Annotated in this window: 12 protein-coding genes and 1 pseudogene; 6 read left to right on the forward strand and 7 right to left on the reverse strand. The window is 59.0% G+C overall.

The features are described from left to right. Window positions 1–343: 343 nt before the first annotated feature. From OKC42_RS06690 to folA, 4 genes are all read left to right on the forward strand, one after another. The gene (locus tag OKC42_RS06690) at window positions 344–679 is read left to right on the forward strand and encodes a DUF3135 domain-containing protein (protein ID WP_005348142.1); all 336 of its coding nucleotides are present in this window, start codon (window positions 344–346) and stop codon (window positions 677–679) included. Between the two features lie 235 nt (window positions 680–914). Next, window positions 915–1,712 carry a threonine/serine exporter family protein gene (locus OKC42_RS06695; RefSeq protein ID WP_005348133.1) on the forward strand — a complete coding sequence of 266 codons (798 nt, stop codon included), beginning with the start codon at window positions 915–917 and terminating at the stop codon, window positions 1,710–1,712. Further along, window positions 1,709–2,176, forward strand: a complete 468-nt coding sequence (locus tag OKC42_RS06700; RefSeq protein ID WP_026035076.1) for a threonine/serine exporter family protein — start codon at window positions 1,709–1,711, stop codon at window positions 2,174–2,176. Before OKC42_RS06695 ends, OKC42_RS06700 begins: the two co-directional genes overlap by 4 nt. Before the next feature lie 24 nt (window positions 2,177–2,200). Beyond that, on the forward strand, window positions 2,201–2,692 hold the full coding sequence (gene folA, locus OKC42_RS06705) for a type 3 dihydrofolate reductase (protein WP_041234339.1): 492 nt from the start codon (window positions 2,201–2,203) through the stop codon (window positions 2,690–2,692). A gap of 79 nt (window positions 2,693–2,771) precedes the next feature. Here folA and OKC42_RS06710 read toward each other — a convergent pair whose 3' ends face one another. The 5 genes from OKC42_RS06710 to prfB form a co-directional block, all read right to left on the reverse strand. Further along, complete coding sequence (locus OKC42_RS06710; protein WP_005335204.1) at window positions 2,772–3,566, reverse strand: phosphoadenylyl-sulfate reductase; 795 nt, start codon at window positions 3,564–3,566, stop codon at window positions 2,772–2,774. Continuing rightward, on the reverse strand, window positions 3,556–5,280 hold the full coding sequence (gene cysI / locus OKC42_RS06715) for an assimilatory sulfite reductase (NADPH) hemoprotein subunit (RefSeq protein WP_270819286.1): 1,725 nt from the start codon (window positions 5,278–5,280) through the stop codon (window positions 3,556–3,558). The genes OKC42_RS06710 and cysI overlap by 11 nt, the downstream gene beginning before the upstream one ends. Further along, window positions 5,280–7,067: an assimilatory sulfite reductase (NADPH) flavoprotein subunit gene (locus tag OKC42_RS06720; RefSeq protein WP_270819382.1), complete on the reverse strand. Its 1,788-nt coding sequence runs from the start codon at window positions 7,065–7,067 to the stop codon at window positions 5,280–5,282. The genes cysI and OKC42_RS06720 overlap by 1 nt, the downstream gene beginning before the upstream one ends. A gap of 197 nt (window positions 7,068–7,264) precedes the next feature. Further along, on the reverse strand, window positions 7,265–8,800 hold the full coding sequence (lysS, locus tag OKC42_RS06725) for a lysine--tRNA ligase (RefSeq protein WP_005335201.1): 1,536 nt from the start codon (window positions 8,798–8,800) through the stop codon (window positions 7,265–7,267). 16 nt (window positions 8,801–8,816) lie between these two features. After that, a protein-coding gene (gene prfB / locus OKC42_RS06730; protein ID WP_100645262.1) for a peptide chain release factor 2 occupies window positions 8,817–9,915 on the reverse strand; the annotation gives its coding sequence in 2 pieces (ribosomal slippage) (window positions 8,817–9,839 and window positions 9,841–9,915; 1,098 coding nt in all). 256 nt (window positions 9,916–10,171) lie between these two features. Here prfB and OKC42_RS06735 point away from each other — a divergent pair. Further along, window positions 10,172–12,042: pseudogene (locus OKC42_RS06735) on the forward strand (methyl-accepting chemotaxis protein). Between the two features lie 240 nt (window positions 12,043–12,282). Here the strand turns inward: OKC42_RS06735 and gltS are convergent. Beyond that, complete coding sequence (gene gltS / locus OKC42_RS06740; protein ID WP_005348115.1) at window positions 12,283–13,482, reverse strand: sodium/glutamate symporter; 1,200 nt, start codon at window positions 13,480–13,482, stop codon at window positions 12,283–12,285. Window positions 13,483–13,928: 446 nt separating this feature from the next. Between gltS and ansA the strand changes: the two genes are divergently transcribed. After that, complete coding sequence (ansA, locus tag OKC42_RS06745; protein WP_042054747.1) at window positions 13,929–14,936, forward strand: asparaginase; 1,008 nt, start codon at window positions 13,929–13,931, stop codon at window positions 14,934–14,936. A gap of 261 nt (window positions 14,937–15,197) precedes the next feature. On the opposite strand, the gene OKC42_RS06750 is transcribed toward ansA, so the two are convergent. Beyond that, window positions 15,198–15,491 (reverse strand): YeaC family protein, encoded by a 294-nt coding sequence (locus tag OKC42_RS06750; RefSeq protein WP_042061025.1) that lies wholly within the window; start codon window positions 15,489–15,491, stop codon window positions 15,198–15,200. Window positions 15,492–15,551 lie beyond the last annotated feature (60 nt).

The following is a 15,551-nucleotide window of genomic DNA, read 5'->3' on the forward strand; positions in this document are numbered from 1 at the left end:
GTGAGATATGTTAAACCGTCAGGAGATGACGCGGGTCGGTGAGGGAAGAATAAAGTGTCGAATGAAGCAAAATAAGGCCACCCGGATTTTTATTTGCAATAAAAAACAGAAAATCACAACCTAAAATGTATAAGTGTTTTATCTCGCATGAATTAAAAACAATCGCTTGTTTCCAAACACAATTAAAATAGATAGACACCCTCGTAGTGACCATTGTCCGGTTTAGTCGCCAGTGGATGGATTGAACCCTTTTTAGCCGCGTCGTATATACAGATTTATATGGCTGGGACGTGATGGTGTGGTACCGCAGTGTGTTGCCAGCAATAGTCGCCAAGGAGGGCATATGGAGTTGCCTGATTTTGACACCCTGAAGGAGTTGGCTGCGAGTGAGCCTTCCCGGCTGGATGCCATTCTGGAGCAGCAGATCGACCAGTTGATGGCCCGTGCGAGCCCCGATCAGCAGCGCCGTCTGCGCGGGTTGCAGTTCAAGATTGATGGTCAGCGCCGGCTGGCGAAAAACAATCTTGATAGCTGTATCCGGATTACCAACATGATGCGGGAATCTTTTTATTTGATGCGCAGCGAAATGAGCCAGTTCAGAGAAGAGGGGGACCCTCCGCCTGAAAGCGATGGCAGTGGTAAAATAATCCGTCTGGCGGACTATCGACGTCGCAAATAATCTGCAATAACCCCCTTGAATGATATTTCAGCCAAATCGGTGAGGCCATAATAAAGGGAATTGCTGGCGACCTGATTGTTATGGTTTTTAATGTTAGTCGTAATGTATTTGTGATGTAATTTCTTTTCTCCTTCTTGTAATAACTAATTAGTCAGGTTGTGATAGAGGTGGATGAATAACAGTAAAAGTTAGGCTAATATGGCCGAAATTTTTATTGCTACGACTCGAAGGGATTATGAGAAGTATCACACCAAGACGGGTGTTGTCGCGGGAGCAACAGACAGAGATCACCCGCATTATCGTCAAGGTGGGTCAGATGTTGGCCCAGTTCGGGGCGGAGAGCCGGATCATCGAGCAGACCACGGTGCGGCTGGGGATGGCGCTGGGGCTGGAGAGTGTCGAAATGGCCATCTCTTCCAGTGCCATCGTGCTCACCAGTCTCTATCAGGGGGGTTGCGTCACCACTACCCGGCGGGTGCGCGAACACGGCATCAATATGCAGGTGGTGTGCGAGATCCAGCGGATCTGCATCATGGCGGAAAAAGAGCTGATCGGTGCCCGTGAAGTGCGCCAGCGCCTCGAAGCCATCGTCCCCTTCCACTATCACCCCTGGCTGGTGGTCCCCATGGTGGGGCTCTCCTGTGGTGCCTTTAGCCTGCTGTTTGGCGGTGACTGGCCTATCTTCCTGGTGACCTGCTTCTCGTCTGCCGTGGCGATGCGGGTGCGCCAGCTGATGGCCCGCCATCACCATAGCCCGCTCATCAATTTTGCCGCCACCGGCTTTATCGCTACTTTGCTCTCCTCCAGCGCCACCTTCTTTAACTGGGGTGACCAGCCTTATCTCGCCATGGCGGCCAGCGTGCTGCTGCTGGTGCCGGGCTTTCCGCTGATCAATGCGGTCTCCGACATGGTGAAGGGCTACTTCAACATGGGGCTGGCCCGCTGGGGGACAGCGACCCTGCTGACCATCAGCGCCGCCATAGGTATCATTTTGGCCATGTCGGTCACCGGGATCTGGGGGTGGAAAGTATGATGGATTTGCTCTGGCTACTGGCCAAGGATGCCTTCTGGTCCTCCATTCCGGCGGTGGGGTTTGCCATGTTGTTCAACGTGCCACCACGGATGCTGAAGTATTGCGCCATGGGCGGCGCGCTGGCCCACAGTCTGCGTACCCTGCTGATCCACTATGGCATGCCCATCGAGTGGGCGACGCTGGCGGCGGCGACCACGGTCGGCTTTGTCTGCGTCTACTGGTCTCGCCGTCTGCTGGCGCCTCGTCCGGTGTTCAGCGTTGCCTCCATCATTCCGATGATCCCGGGGAGTTATGCCTTCAAGACCATGATTGCGGTGGTGGAGCTCAACATCAATGGCGTGACCATGGAGTTGATCCAGAGTGCGGTGGAGAACGGCCTCAAGGCGCTCTTTATCGTCGGTGCCCTCAGTTTCGGTTTGGCTATTCCGTCTCTGGTCGTGTATCGTAACCGCCCCATTATATGAATGGTGAAGTGAGATACTGATACCGTGAAGATTTCTATGATTGCTGCCCTCGCGAAAAAGCAGGTGATCGGCAAGAATAACCTGATGCCTTGGCATATGCCTGCTGACTTGGCCCACTTCAAGCGTGTCACCCTCGGTAAACCGGTATTGATGGGGCGCAAAACCTTCGAATCCATCGGTCGACCGCTGCCCGGACGGCGCAATCTGGTGATCAGCCGCAATCCCGACTATCAGGCTGAGGGCATTGAGGTGGTGGGCTCCGTCGAGGCGGCGCTGGCGCTGTTGGCAGGCAGCTCGGTGGAGGAGTTGATGGTGATCGGTGGTGGTCATCTCTATGCCGAGATGTTGCCGAGCGCGGATTGTCTCTACCTGACCCGCATCGATCTGGCGGTGGAGGGGGATACCCGCTTCCCTGCTTTTGACGATGGTCAGTGGCAACGCGTTGATTGTGAGAGCCACCCTGCCGATGAGAAGAACCCGCACCCCTATAGCTTCGAGACCTGGCAGCGCCGCTGACGGACGAATGCTAATGGGCAAATAACAACAAGGGCATCTTCGGATGCCCTTGTTGTTCTGTTGGGTTTTCAAGACGGGATTAGATGCCTGAGCCGTCGTTCTCGCCATTTTCCTCGTGCAAACCGCACTCGCGCTTGAGGCCGAAGAAGCGGGTCTGCTCCTCGCTCATGCCGGGCTCCCATTTGGCGGTGGTGTGGACATCGCCCACCGAGAGATAACCCTGCTCCCACAGCGGGTGGTAGGGGAGGTCGAACTCCTTGAAGTAGTAGAAGACATCCTTGTTGCTCCAGTCGATCACCGGCAGGAACTTGAAGCGGCCGCGCTGGATGCCGAGCACCGGCAGCTTGCCACGGCTGCCGGACTGCTCCCGGCGCAGGCCGGAGAACCAGGTCTGGGCCCCCAGCTCACGCAGGGCGCGGTCCATCGGCTCCACCTTATTGAGCTGGTTGTAGCGGGTAATCCCCTCCACGCCCTGCTCCCACAAGAGGCCAAATCGCGCCTCCTGCCAGGCCGGGCTGAGCTCGGCCCGGTAGATCTTCAGGTTGAGCGCGAGGCGCTCGGTCAGCTCGTCGATGAAACGGTAGGTCTCCGGGAACAGATAACCGGTATCGGTCAGCACCACGGGCACGTCGGCCCGCTCGCGGCTTACCAGATGGAGCATCAGCGCCGCCTGAATGCCGAAGCTGGATGAGAGCACATGCTCCCCCGGCAGATTTGCCAGGGCCCAGCGCACCCGCTCGGGGGCACTCATGGTATCCAGCTCCCGGTTGAGGGGGGCTAGCGCCTCGACTTGCTCCTCACGGCCGAGGGCTAGCAGCGCCTGCAGGTCAAGGCGGCCATCTTCAGTGACATTAAGCGGCAGATTAAGCGGCATAGAAGTCCCTCGCAGAATCGATAACGGGCGCAATCACCCCAACCCGGATCACGAAGTCGCCGAAGCACTCACCCTGATTTCGCTCGGTGGCCCAGCGGCCGATCAACGCGTCGAGTTCGGCCAAAATCTGCGGCTCGGTGATGTTCTCCTGATAGAGGCGCGGAATGCGGGTGCCCTCCAGGTTGCCCCCCAGATGGAGGTTGTAGCGGCCGGGCGCCTTGCCCACCAGACCCACTTCCGCCAGCATGGCGCGGCCGCAGCCGTTGGGGCAACCGGTGACCCGGAAGATGATGGCGTCATCCGCCAGGCCGTGCTTGGCCAGTAAGCCTTCGATGTCGGTGACAAACGCCGGCAGCATGCGCTCCGCTTCAGCCATCGCCAGCGGGCAGGTAGGCAGTGCCACACAAGCCATGGACTGCTTGCGCTGCTCGCTTACGCCGTCATCCAGCAGGCCGTATTGGCGTGCCAGCCCTTCGATGCGGGCCTTCTCGCTGGCAGGCACCCCGGCGATGATCAGGTTCTGGTTGGCGGTCAGGCGAAAATCCCCCTGATGCACCTTGGCGATCTCCAGCATGCCGGTTTTGAGCGGCTTGCCCGGGAAGTCCAGCAGGCGGCCATTCTCGATAAACAGGGTGAGGTGGTGCTTGCCGTCGATCCCCTCGACCCAACCGAAGCGATCGCCCCGGCTGGTGAACTCATAGGGGCGAACCGGCCCGAACTGGATGCCGGCGCGGCTCTCCACCTCGGCCTTGAAGGCTTCGACGCCAACCCGTTCAAGGGTGTACTTGGTCTTGGCGTTCTTGCGGTTTACCCGGTTACCCCAGTCGCGCTGGGTGCTGACCACGGCGGCCGCCACCTCCAGCACGTGGGAGAGCGGAATAAAGCCAAAGTCGCTCGCCTTGCGCGGGTAGGTGCTGGTGTCGCCGTGGGTCATGGCTAGGCCGCCGCCCACCAGCACGTTGAAGCCCACCAGTTTGCCACCTTCGGCAATGGCTACGAAGTTGAGATCGTTGGCGTGGATATCCACGTCATTGTGGGGCGGGATCACCACAGTGGTCTTGAATTTGCGCGGCAAGTAGTTGGAGCCCAGGATCGGCTCCTCATCCTGCCCCAGTTTTTCACCGTCCAGCCAGATTTCCACGTAGGCGCGGGTCTTGGGCAGCAGATGCTCGGAGATCTTCTTGGCCCACTCGTAGGCCTCCTGATGCAGCTCGGACTCCACCGGGTTGCTGGTGCAGAGTACGTTGCGGTTTACGTCGCCTGCGGTGGCGATGGAGTCGATGCCGGTGCTGTTGAGGGTCTGGTGCATCAGCTTGATGTCACGCTTCAACACCCCGTGGAACTGGAAGGTCTGACGGGTGGTCAGGCGGATGCTGCCGTAGAGGCTGTGCTCTTCGGCGAACTTGTCGATGATCTGCCACTGGGCCGGGGTGATGATCCCACCCGGCAGGCGGGCACGCAGCATGACGTTGTGCAGCGGCTCCAGCTTCTGGGCGGCGCGCTCCGGGCGGATGTCGCGGTCATCCTGCTGGTACATGCCGTGAAAGCGGATCAGCTGGAAGTTGTCGCCGTTAAAGCCGCCGGTGAGCGGGTCCTGCAGATCTTGCTCTATGGTGCCGCGCAGGAAGTTGCTCTCGCGCTTGAGGCGCTCGTTGTCGGCCCGCGGCCCTTCGACCGGTCCCGCTTTTGGGTGAGAAAGAGGTTGTTTGCTCATCAATAGACATCCCTTTGATAACGTTTGGCACGACGCAATTCGCTCAAATACTCTTCTGCTTCCTCACGGCTCTTGTGACCGTGTTCGGCAATCACTTCCAGCAGGGCCTCCTGCACATCCTTGGCCATCTTGTTGGCGTCACCACACACATAGAAGTGAGCGCCTGCTTCCAGCCACTGGTAGAGCTCAAGCCCTGCCTCGCGCAGGCGGTCCTGCACATAGATCTTGTTGGTCTGATCCCGGCTGAAGGCTAGCGAGATCTTCGACAGCAGCCCCGATTTCACATAACGCTGCCACTCCACCTGATAGAGGAAATCCTGGGTAAAGTGGGGGTTGCCGAAGAAGAGCCAGTTCTTGCCTTCCGCGCCCTGAGCTTCCCGCTCCTGTATAAAGGCGCGGAACGGGGCGATGCCGGTGCCCGGGCCCACCATGATGACGGGGGTATCGGGATTGGCGGGCAGGCGGAAGTTGTCGTTGTGCTCGATGAATACCCGCACCTCACCATCCTCAATGAGCCGGTCTGCCAGATAGGAGGAGGCGGCGCCAGAGCGCACAGTGCCATCTTCCTGCGGGTAACGCACCACGCCGACGGTCAGGTGTACCTCCTCTTCCACTTCGCTTTGGGCGGAGGCGATGGAGTAGAGGCGCGGGGTGAGGGGGCGCAGCAGGCTGACCAGTTGCTCGGTAGTGAGTGCGGTCGGGAAGCGTTTCAGTACATCCACCACTTGGGCAGAGGCGATCAGTGCATTGACCTGGGCCTTGTCGCCAGCCAGATCTTTCAGCGCTGCGTTGTCCGATATGTCAGCGAGTCCTGTGATAAAGCCGCCGTGCAGCCGGGTCAGTTCGAAGTGACTGGTCAGGGCAGCGCGCAAGGTGCCGTGGGCCGTGGCTTCATCACCGGAGAGGCCGGTCAGGGCCAGCACTTCCCCCACCAGGTCGGCGTCATTGTCGAACCAGACACCGAGGGCATCCCCCGGCTGATAGGTGAGGCCAGAGTCGGCCAGATTGATCTCGATATGGCGGATATCCTTGGTGGAATCCCGGCCGGTGATCTTCTGATTGACCGACAGGCGGGCAGGGAAGGGATTCTCCTTGCTGTACTGGCTGTGGCCAACCGCCTGCTGCACCGCGCTGGCTACGTTGCTGGCCACACCGGTAGAGAGGGTCGTGGCAATGGCGTTGAGTGCCTGCTCGCCCCAACTCTTGGCCGCATCCTGATAATCCACATCGAGGCTCGCGAGCTCATAAATGCGCTCGGCCCCTGCTTTGGCGAGGAAGTTGTCAAAATCTTTGCCGGTCTGGCAGAAAAATTCGTAGGAGCTGTCACCCAGCCCCAGTACCGCGAACTTGAGCCCGTCCAGCTTGCCAATCTTGCCTTTTTTAAGTTGCTCGAACAGATCGACGGCGCTTTCAGGTGGTTCACCCTCCCCGTAAGTGCTCACTACCACCAGCAGGTGGCTCTCTTTCTTGAGCTGCTTGGGTTTGTAGTCGGCCATAGACGCTAGGGTGACCGTTAGGCCGCGGGCCTCGGCCTGCGCCTTGATGGCACTCGCGACCCCTTTGGCGTTGCCTGTCTGGGAGCCGTAGAGAATGGTCAGGCTGCCGCTGGGCGCAGCCACGGCGGCGCTGGCAGCAACGTTCTGGTGACCGCTCTGGGAGAGGCCGTAGAGATATCCGCTCACCCAGGCCAGTTGCTGGGTATTGAGGGTCGAGAGTACCTGGCCCAGCTGACGTTGCTGCTCGTCAGATAGGGGGGAGAGGTAGAATGGGGAATCCTTCAATTGCATCACACGCGTCTTCCATGGTCTGATTTTTGGCCAGATTAAAGGGCGTTTTGGATAACAACAAAGAATAAAAATATCTTCTTTATTCCATTATTGAATTTATAAAGTGATTTGGCGGTAAAGGAGATAGAAAAACGCCCCGCTGTTGCGGGGCGTTTTCAAGCTATCGCGCTCGGGATGGATCCCGGCGGGCATGAACCTTACTTCTGCGGACGCAAGGCCGGGAACAGAATGACGTCACGGATGGTGTGGCTGTTGGTGAACAGCATCACCAGACGGTCGATACCGATACCCTGACCGGCAGTCGGCGGCAGGCCGTGCTCCAGTGCGGTGACGAAGTCGGCGTCGTAGAACATGGCTTCGTCGTCGCCTGCTTCTTTCTGATCAACCTGATCCTGGAAGCGCTTGGCCTGGTCTTCTGCATCGTTCAGCTCGGAGAAGCCGTTGGCCAGCTCGCGGCCACCGATGAAGAATTCGAAGCGGTCGGTTACATCCGGGTTCACGTCGTTGCGGCGGGCCAGCGGAGATACGGCAGCCGGGTACTCGGTGATGAAGGTCGGTTGCAGCAGCATGTGCTCCACGGTCTCTTCGAAGATCGCGGTGATCACGTGGCCCAGCTCCCAACCCTTCATCAGCTCGATGTGCAGACGCTTGGCAACGGCCTTGGCGCTCTCGAGGGTAGCCAGATCGTCCAGAGTTACGTCCGGGTTGAACTTCAGGATGGACTCGACCATGGTGAGGCGCTGGAACGGCTGACCGAAATCGATGGTCAGACCCTCTTCGCCCTCTTTGGCGTAACGGATCTTGGTGTCGCCCAGAATGTCCTGCGCCAGGGTGCGCAGCAGCTCTTCGGTCAGGTCCATCAGATCGATGTAGTCGGCGTAGGCCATGTAGAACTCGATCATGGTGAACTCGGGGTTGTGACGAACCGAGATACCTTCGTTACGGAAGTTGCGGTTGATCTCGTAGACACGCTCGAAACCACCGACCACCAGACGCTTCAGATAGAGCTCCGGAGCGATACGCAGGTACATGTCGATGTCCAGCGCATTGTGGTGAGTGACGAACGGACGCGCGGAGGCGCCACCCGGGATGACTTGCATCATCGGGGTTTCCACTTCCATGAAGCGCTTTTCATTGAAGAATTTACGGATACCGGCAACCACCTGGGTGCGGATCATGAAGGTCTTGCGGGACTCTTCGTTGGCGATCAGATCCAGGTAGCGCTGGCGGCAGCGAGCTTCCTGGTCGGTCAGACCTTTGTGCTTCTCGGGCAGCGGACGCAGTGCCTTGGTCAGCAGGCGGATATCGGAAACGTGAACGGAGAGCTCACCGGTCTGGGTCTTGAACAGGGTACCTTCGACACCCACGATGTCGCCCAGATCCCACTTCTTGAACTGCTCGTTGTAGAAACCTTCCGGCAGGTCGTCACGGGTGACGTAGACCTGGATCTTGCCGGCCATGTCCTGCAGGGTGGCGAAAGAAGCCTTGCCCATGATCCGGCGGGTCATGATGCGACCGGCAATCTTCACCCGTTTACCCAGGCTCGTCAGCTCCTCGGCGCTTTTGTCGTCGAACTCTGCGTGCAGATCGCCAGAGAGGCTGTCGCGACGGAAGTCGTTGGGGAAAGGATTACCCTGGGCGCGCAGGGCGGCCAGCTTGGAACGACGCTCGGTCATCTCGTTGTTAAGTTCGAGAGTTTGGTCGACTTCCGGAGTGATGGTTTGTTCAGACATGGTGATTCCTGCTTGTTTACAGACCTGATTTCAGGCTGGCTTCGATAAACTTGTCCAAGTCACCGTCGAGCACCGATTGGGTATTACGGGTTTCGACGCCGGTGCGCAGATCCTTGATACGGGAGTCATCCAGCACATAGGAACGGATCTGGCTGCCCCAACCGATATCAGACTTGGTCTCTTCCAGGGCTTGCTTCTCAGCGTTCTGCTTCTGAATTTCCAGCTCGTAGAGCTTGGCTTTCAGTTGCTTCATACACTGGTCTTTGTTTTTGTGCTGGGAACGGTCGTTCTGGCACTGTACCACGACACCGGTCGGAACGTGGGTAATACGCACCGCGGATTCGGTTCGGTTAACGTGCTGACCACCGGCACCGGAGGCGCGGTAGACGTCGATCCGCAGATCCGCCGGGTTGATCTCGATATCGATATCGTCGTCGATCTCGGGGTAGACGAACACAGAACAGAAGGAGGTGTGACGGCGGCCACCGGAATCGAACGGGGACTTGCGAACCAGACGGTGTACGCCGGTTTCGGTACGCAGCCAGCCGAACGCATATTCGCCGGTGAACTTGATGGTGGCGGACTTGATGCCAGCCACGTCGCCTTCGGAGCATTCAATCAGCTCGGGCTTGTAGCCGTGGGCATCGCCCCAGCGCAGGTACATGCGCAGTACCATGTTGGCCCAATCCTGTGCTTCGGTACCACCGGAGCCGGACTGGATGTCGATATAGCAGTCGGAGCCGTCGTGCTGACCGGAGAACATGCGGCGGAATTCGAGATCCACCAGCTTGGCTTCCAGCTGTTCGGATTCGGCGATGGCTTCGTTGAAGGTCTCTTCGTCTTCCCCTTCCACGGCCAGGCTCACCAGCATCTCGACGTCATCCACGCCCTGGGTCAGGGTGTCGATGGTGCCGACCACGTTTTCCAGCGCGACGCGCTCTTTGCCCAGCGCCTGTGCGCGCTCGGGTTCATTCCATACGTCCGGCTGTTCCAGCTCGGCGTTGACCTCTTCTAGACGCTCTTTCTTGGCGTCATAGTCAAAGGTACCCCCTAAGAAGCTCGGTCCGCTCAGACAGCTCCTTAAGTTTATTTAATACGGGATTAACTTCGAACATCGTGAAAACTCTCAGGGTCGATGTGATTTAAAAACGGGATATTCTAGCCAATTGTGGAAGGAATAAACAGGGTTGCCTTGGCTTGTGCGGCTCATGCCGTCAATTTCTGGTGCACTTTTCTCCACCTCGGTAGAAAATATCGTCCGCCGACCCATTTTCAGGTTCAGTTTTGGCCATTCGGGTCGCTAATGACTACGTGTAGTGTTGTGCAATTTAGGGAAAAACCCGCTCCTCACCTCAATAAGAAGAACACATGATGAAAAACCTGTCACTCAAGCAGAAGATACTGTTGTCAGTGGTGATCGCCCTTTCGTTGGTGATTTTGTTGCTCTCCTGGCAGAGCTATAGCAGCCAGAAATCCCTGTTGCTGCAAGGCAGCCAGGAGCAGTTGCAACGGCTGGGTACCCAGCAGGCCGAGCGTGTCAGCGACTGGCTCGCCGCCCGTCGCGACGTTATTCAGGCGCTCGGCAACAAGGCCAGTGCCGACCCCCTCAATGCCCTGCAACAGGCCCAGGTTTCTGGCCGTTTCCAGCTCACCTATTTCGGTGAGAGCAGCGGCAAGATGAATGACTCCGATCCCTCCATCAACCGCGATGGCTACGACCCGCGCTCTCGTGGCTGGTATCAGGAGGCGATGAGCAAAGGTGGCCTGATTGTCACCAAACCCTATCTCGACGTGGCTTACAACATCATGGTGGTGACCCTGGCCCAGCCGGTTTCTGGGGGGTCGTCGGTGGTGACCTCTCCATCGCCTCGCTAGTGGAAGACGTGACCAAGATGCAGCTGCCTGCCGACGGTTTCGCCATCATGATGCACAAGGATGGCACCATCATCGCCTACAAGGATGCTGCCAAGGCGATGAAACCGGCCAGCGAGATCGACAACGATCTGACCAACGCGCTGATCGAGCAGAGCAAGTCAAGCAAGGAGCTGGTGCCAGCTTATTTTGACAATGAAGGTCGCGACAAGCTGCTGTGGGCGGCTGATATCCCCGACACGGATTGGGAACTGGTGCTGGTGCTGGACAAGGCCGCGCTGGAAGCGCCGCTCTCCTCCCTGCTGATGACCCAGCTGGGGATGGCGCTACTGGTGCTGGTGGGTAGCATCCTCGCTATCTCCTGGCTGGTCAGCATGCTGCTTGGCCCGCTCACCAAGGTCTCCCAGGCGTTGGCCCGCATTGCCGATGGTAACGGTGATCTGACCCAGCGCATCAAGATCGACGCCAACGACGAAGTGGGCCAACTGGCCAACAGCTTCAACCGTTTCGTCGGCAGCCAGCATCAGCTGATCGGCAATATCCGTCAGCTGGCCAACGAGCTGAACGCCGATGCCGAGCGCAGTCTGGTGACCAACCAGGCCGCGGTGGACGAGCTGCAGCGTCAGCAGCAGGAGGTGACCATGGTCGCCACGGCGGTCACCGAGATGGCGAGCGCCACCATGGAGATCGCCGGCAACGCCGAGAACACCGCCGCCGCTGCCCAGCAATCTGCCCAGAGCAGTGAGCAGGGCAAGATGCTGGTCAACAAGACCCGCCAGTCCATCAATGGTCTGGCCGAAGAGGTTGGGCAGGCGACCGAGGTGATCGGCGAGCTGAGCCGTCACGCGCAGGCCATTACCAGCATCCTCTCCACCATTCAGGGGATTGCCGAGCAGACCAACCTGCTGGCGTTGAACGCAGCCATCGAGGCGGCTCGCGCCGGTGAGCAGGGTCGTGGTTTTGCGGTGGTCGCTGACGAGGTGCGGGTGCTGTCGCGCCGTACCCAGGACTCCACCCAGCAGATCCAGTCCACCATCGAGACCCTGCAACAGACCACTGCCCGTGCGGTGAGCCTGATGCAGACCAGTCAAGGGCTGGCGGACAACAGCGTGCAGGATGCGGATCAGGCAGTACGCGCGTTGGAAGAGATCACCAGCGCCATCTCCCTCATCTCCGACATGGCGGGCCAGATCGCCACCGCCGCCGAGGAGCAGACCCAGGTGACCGGCGAGATCACCCAGAACACCACCGCCATCAAGGATGTGAGTGACGAGATCACAGCATCTGCCATGCGCGATCTGGATCAGGCCCACAGCCTCAAAGGGCGTGCTGCTGACCTGAACCAGCAGGTGTCGACCTTTATCCTGTAAGGTGCACGTCCCGGTCTGTTCCGGCTGACATAATCAAGCCCCGCCCTCTGTCGAGTGCGGGGCTTTTTGTTGTTCGGGGGAGTGCGGGATGTGGGGATTTCGGGTTTTCTGAGTTGCTCGCGGGTCACCCTGGTGCCGGATACGAGCCCCGGCTCTGCCTGCGTCAGCTGGCGAGTAGAGAACAAACAAAGAGCCCACCGAAAGGTGGGCTCTGATCATATACGTCTGACGGAAAGGGAATTACAGGAATGGCATAGCCATAAACAGCTTGATCACCATGGCGTTGATGATGTCGATAAAGAAGGCGCCCACCATGGGCACAACCAGAAACGCCAGGTGGGAGGGACCGAAGCGCTGGGTGATTGCCTGCATGTTGGCAATCGCGGTTGGGGTGGCCCCGAGGCCAAAGCCACAGTGACCTGCCGCCAGCACGGCCGCATCGTAATTTTTGCCCATCACCCGGAAGGTGACGAAGATGGCGTAGAGTGCCATCGCCACTGTCTGGGCGGCCAGTAGGATGAAGATGGGCAGCGCCAGGCTGGCCAGATCCCACAGTTTCAGGCTCATCAGTGCCATGGCGAGGAACAGCGACAGGCTGACGTTGCCCAGCAGGGAGACCTCGCGATCGCTCACCTCATGCCAGTTCAGCAGGGTCAGGACGTTGCGCAGCAGCACGCCGACAAACAGCACGCAGACGAAGATCGGCAGCTCGAAGGCGCCCCCTTTGAGCGAGGCGGAGAGCAGCTCGCCGCCCTTGAGGCTGATGGCGATCAGTGCCAGCGTCTCGATGACGCTGAAAGTGGTGAGGGGGCGCTCCATATCCGGCATTTCGAAGCCCTGGGGGGCCTCATCCTGATTGTGCTCCTCACCGGGCACCTGCACTTTCTTCACCAGATAGCGAGCCACCGGGCCGCCAATCAGGCCGCCCAGCACCAGACCGAATGTGGCACAGGCGATGGCGAGCTCAGCGGCGGATTGCACGCCGTACTTCTCGGAGAAGGTGGCACTCCAGGCCGCTCCGGTGCCGTGGCCGCCGGAGAGAGTGATGGAGCCGGCCAGCAGCCCCATGTGGGGATCCAGACCGAGCAGGGTAGCCAGACCGACACCCAGACTGTTTTGCACCAGCAGCAGGCCGGTGACCACCATCAGGAAGGTAACCACCGCCTTGCCGCCGCGTTTCAGGCTGGCGAGATCGGCGGAGAGACCGATGGAGGCGAAGAAGGCCAGCATCAGCGGGGTTTGCAGGCTGGTATCAAATTGCAGCTCCATCTGCAGGGTGGAGCGCAGCAGTAGCAGTACCAGCGCGACCACCAGGCCGCCGGCTACCGGTTTGGGGATGTTGAAGGTACGCAGCAGCCCGACTCGGGTAACCAACACCCGGCCAAGCAGCAATACCAGAGTGGCAGCGACCAGCGTTGCGTAGGAATCAAGTTGTAACATTCAGTACTCCCATGTTGATTGGCTGTGTCTTTCATAGCAAAAGACTTACAGATTCAGCCGGGATGAAAACAGTGTGGCTTATGTGCCAGCAAAGAAGGGGAAACATCTCCCCGCCCCAGGAAAGATGGGGCTTGTGCGGGCCTGAAATGCTCAGGCATCCAGATGAGATTTTAGTAAAATCCGGCGGATTGTAGCAAAAAGCATCGTTTAATTCCATCTTTGTCGTATTAATGCTCGTTTTAGTGGTTTATTGTGACATTTAACACTATGTAGGTAGAGGGCAGAAAAGCCGAAAAGGGTGCATGGAACGGCTGTCATTTGGGGCGCCAGTCTCTATAATTCGCCGGTTTCCGCTGCACGCAGAGGCGCTGGCGGGCGTTGACATTGTGGTTCACCCCGACATGGTTCATGTTCCGGCGGTGTTCACTTCATCAAGAGGAGAGGGTGTGAAGAAGTCTATCTACATTGCCTACACAGGCGGCACCATTGGGATGCAGCGTTCCGATCACGGCTACGTGCCGATGGCGGGCTTTATGGAAGACTGTCTGGCGCGGATGCCCGAGTTCCACCGCCCCGAGATGCCGGATTACCATATCCACGAGTATGCGCCCCTCATCGACTCCTCCGACATGACCCCGGCGGACTGGCAGCGCATCGCCGAAGACATTCGCGACAACTATGAGAAGTACGACGGCTTTGTGATCCTGCACGGCACCGACACCATGTCGTTCACCGCCTCGGCGCTCTCCTTCATGCTGGAAGATCTGCACAAGCCGGTCATCATCACCGGCTCCCAGATCCCGCTGGCCGAGTTGCGCTCCGACGGTCAGCAGAACCTGCTCAACGCCCTCTATATCGCGGCCAACTACCCGATCCACGAGGTGACGCTGTTCTTCAACAACCAGCTCTATCGCGGCAACCGCAGCAAGAAGGTGCACGCCGACGGCTTCCACGCCTTCGACTCCCCCAACTATCCGCCGCTGCTCAATGCCGGGATCGCCATCTCGCTGGAAGCGGGTGAGCTGGGTGTGCCCTCCGCACGGCCGCTGGTGCTGCACGACATTACCCCCCAGCCGATCGGCGTGGTGACCCTCTATCCGGGGATCTCCAGTGAGGTGATCGCCAATATCCTGCAACAGCCGGTGAAGGCGCTGATCCTGTTGTCATTCGGGGTCGGCAATGCGCCGCAAAACCCGGCCATGCTGGCGCTGCTTTCCGAGGCATCGGCCCGCGGCGTCATCATCGTCAACTTGAGCCAGTGTCTGCACGGCAAGGTCAATATGGGGGGTTATGCTACCGGCAACGCCCTGTCGCGGGCCGGGGTGATCTCGGGCTTTGACATGACCGCCGAGGCTGCACTCACCAAGCTGCACTTCCTGTTGAGCCAAGACTTGCCCTCCCACCGCATTCGCGAGCTGATGCAGCAGTCGCTGCGAGGGGAGCTGACTCCCTGAGCGTTGCGGCCCTCACCCTAACCCTCTCCCGGCGGGAGAGGGGATAGATCGAGGTGCTGTTGGCCACGAGGCTTGCCATGAAAATCGCCGGCTGGTGGCTCGCTTACTCTCCGCATGCTGTGAGTCTGCTCCCTTCTCCCCCGGCGGGAGAAGGGCTGGGGATGAGGGGGATGAGTCATCCTGCATAGATAGGAAAAAGAGGGGAGCCATCATGGCTCCCCTCTCTGTTGTGGCCGCAGCGGGCGGCCTGCCGGGTAAGACTCAGTGGTTGAGGTCGACCCGCACTATCTCTTCCTCGTCGCGATACTGACGTTTGAGCTCGCTCTTGCTCTTCATCACGATCTCGCCGTCGCGGCCGATGTTCATGTGCTCGGGGTTGTCGAGGTGCATCGCCTGCCAGGCCATCACGGCTTGCAGCGATGTGGCCTTCTGCTCGTCGGTCAGGGGCTTGCCATCGGGCCACTTGCCCAGCTCGACTGCGGTTTTGAGCCGCTCGTACACCTCTTGTGGCATCTGCCTGATAGCTTGTAAAAATTCACCCTGTTGAAACGACATCCGGCCTTCTCCTTGAACTATTGAGCCATAAACTTCGGGGTCAGCCCGGCAGATCCTGGC

The organism is Aeromonas sp. Y311-2 (assembly GCF_027706025.1).
Classification (GTDB): domain Bacteria; phylum Pseudomonadota; class Gammaproteobacteria; order Enterobacterales; family Aeromonadaceae; genus Aeromonas; species Aeromonas veronii.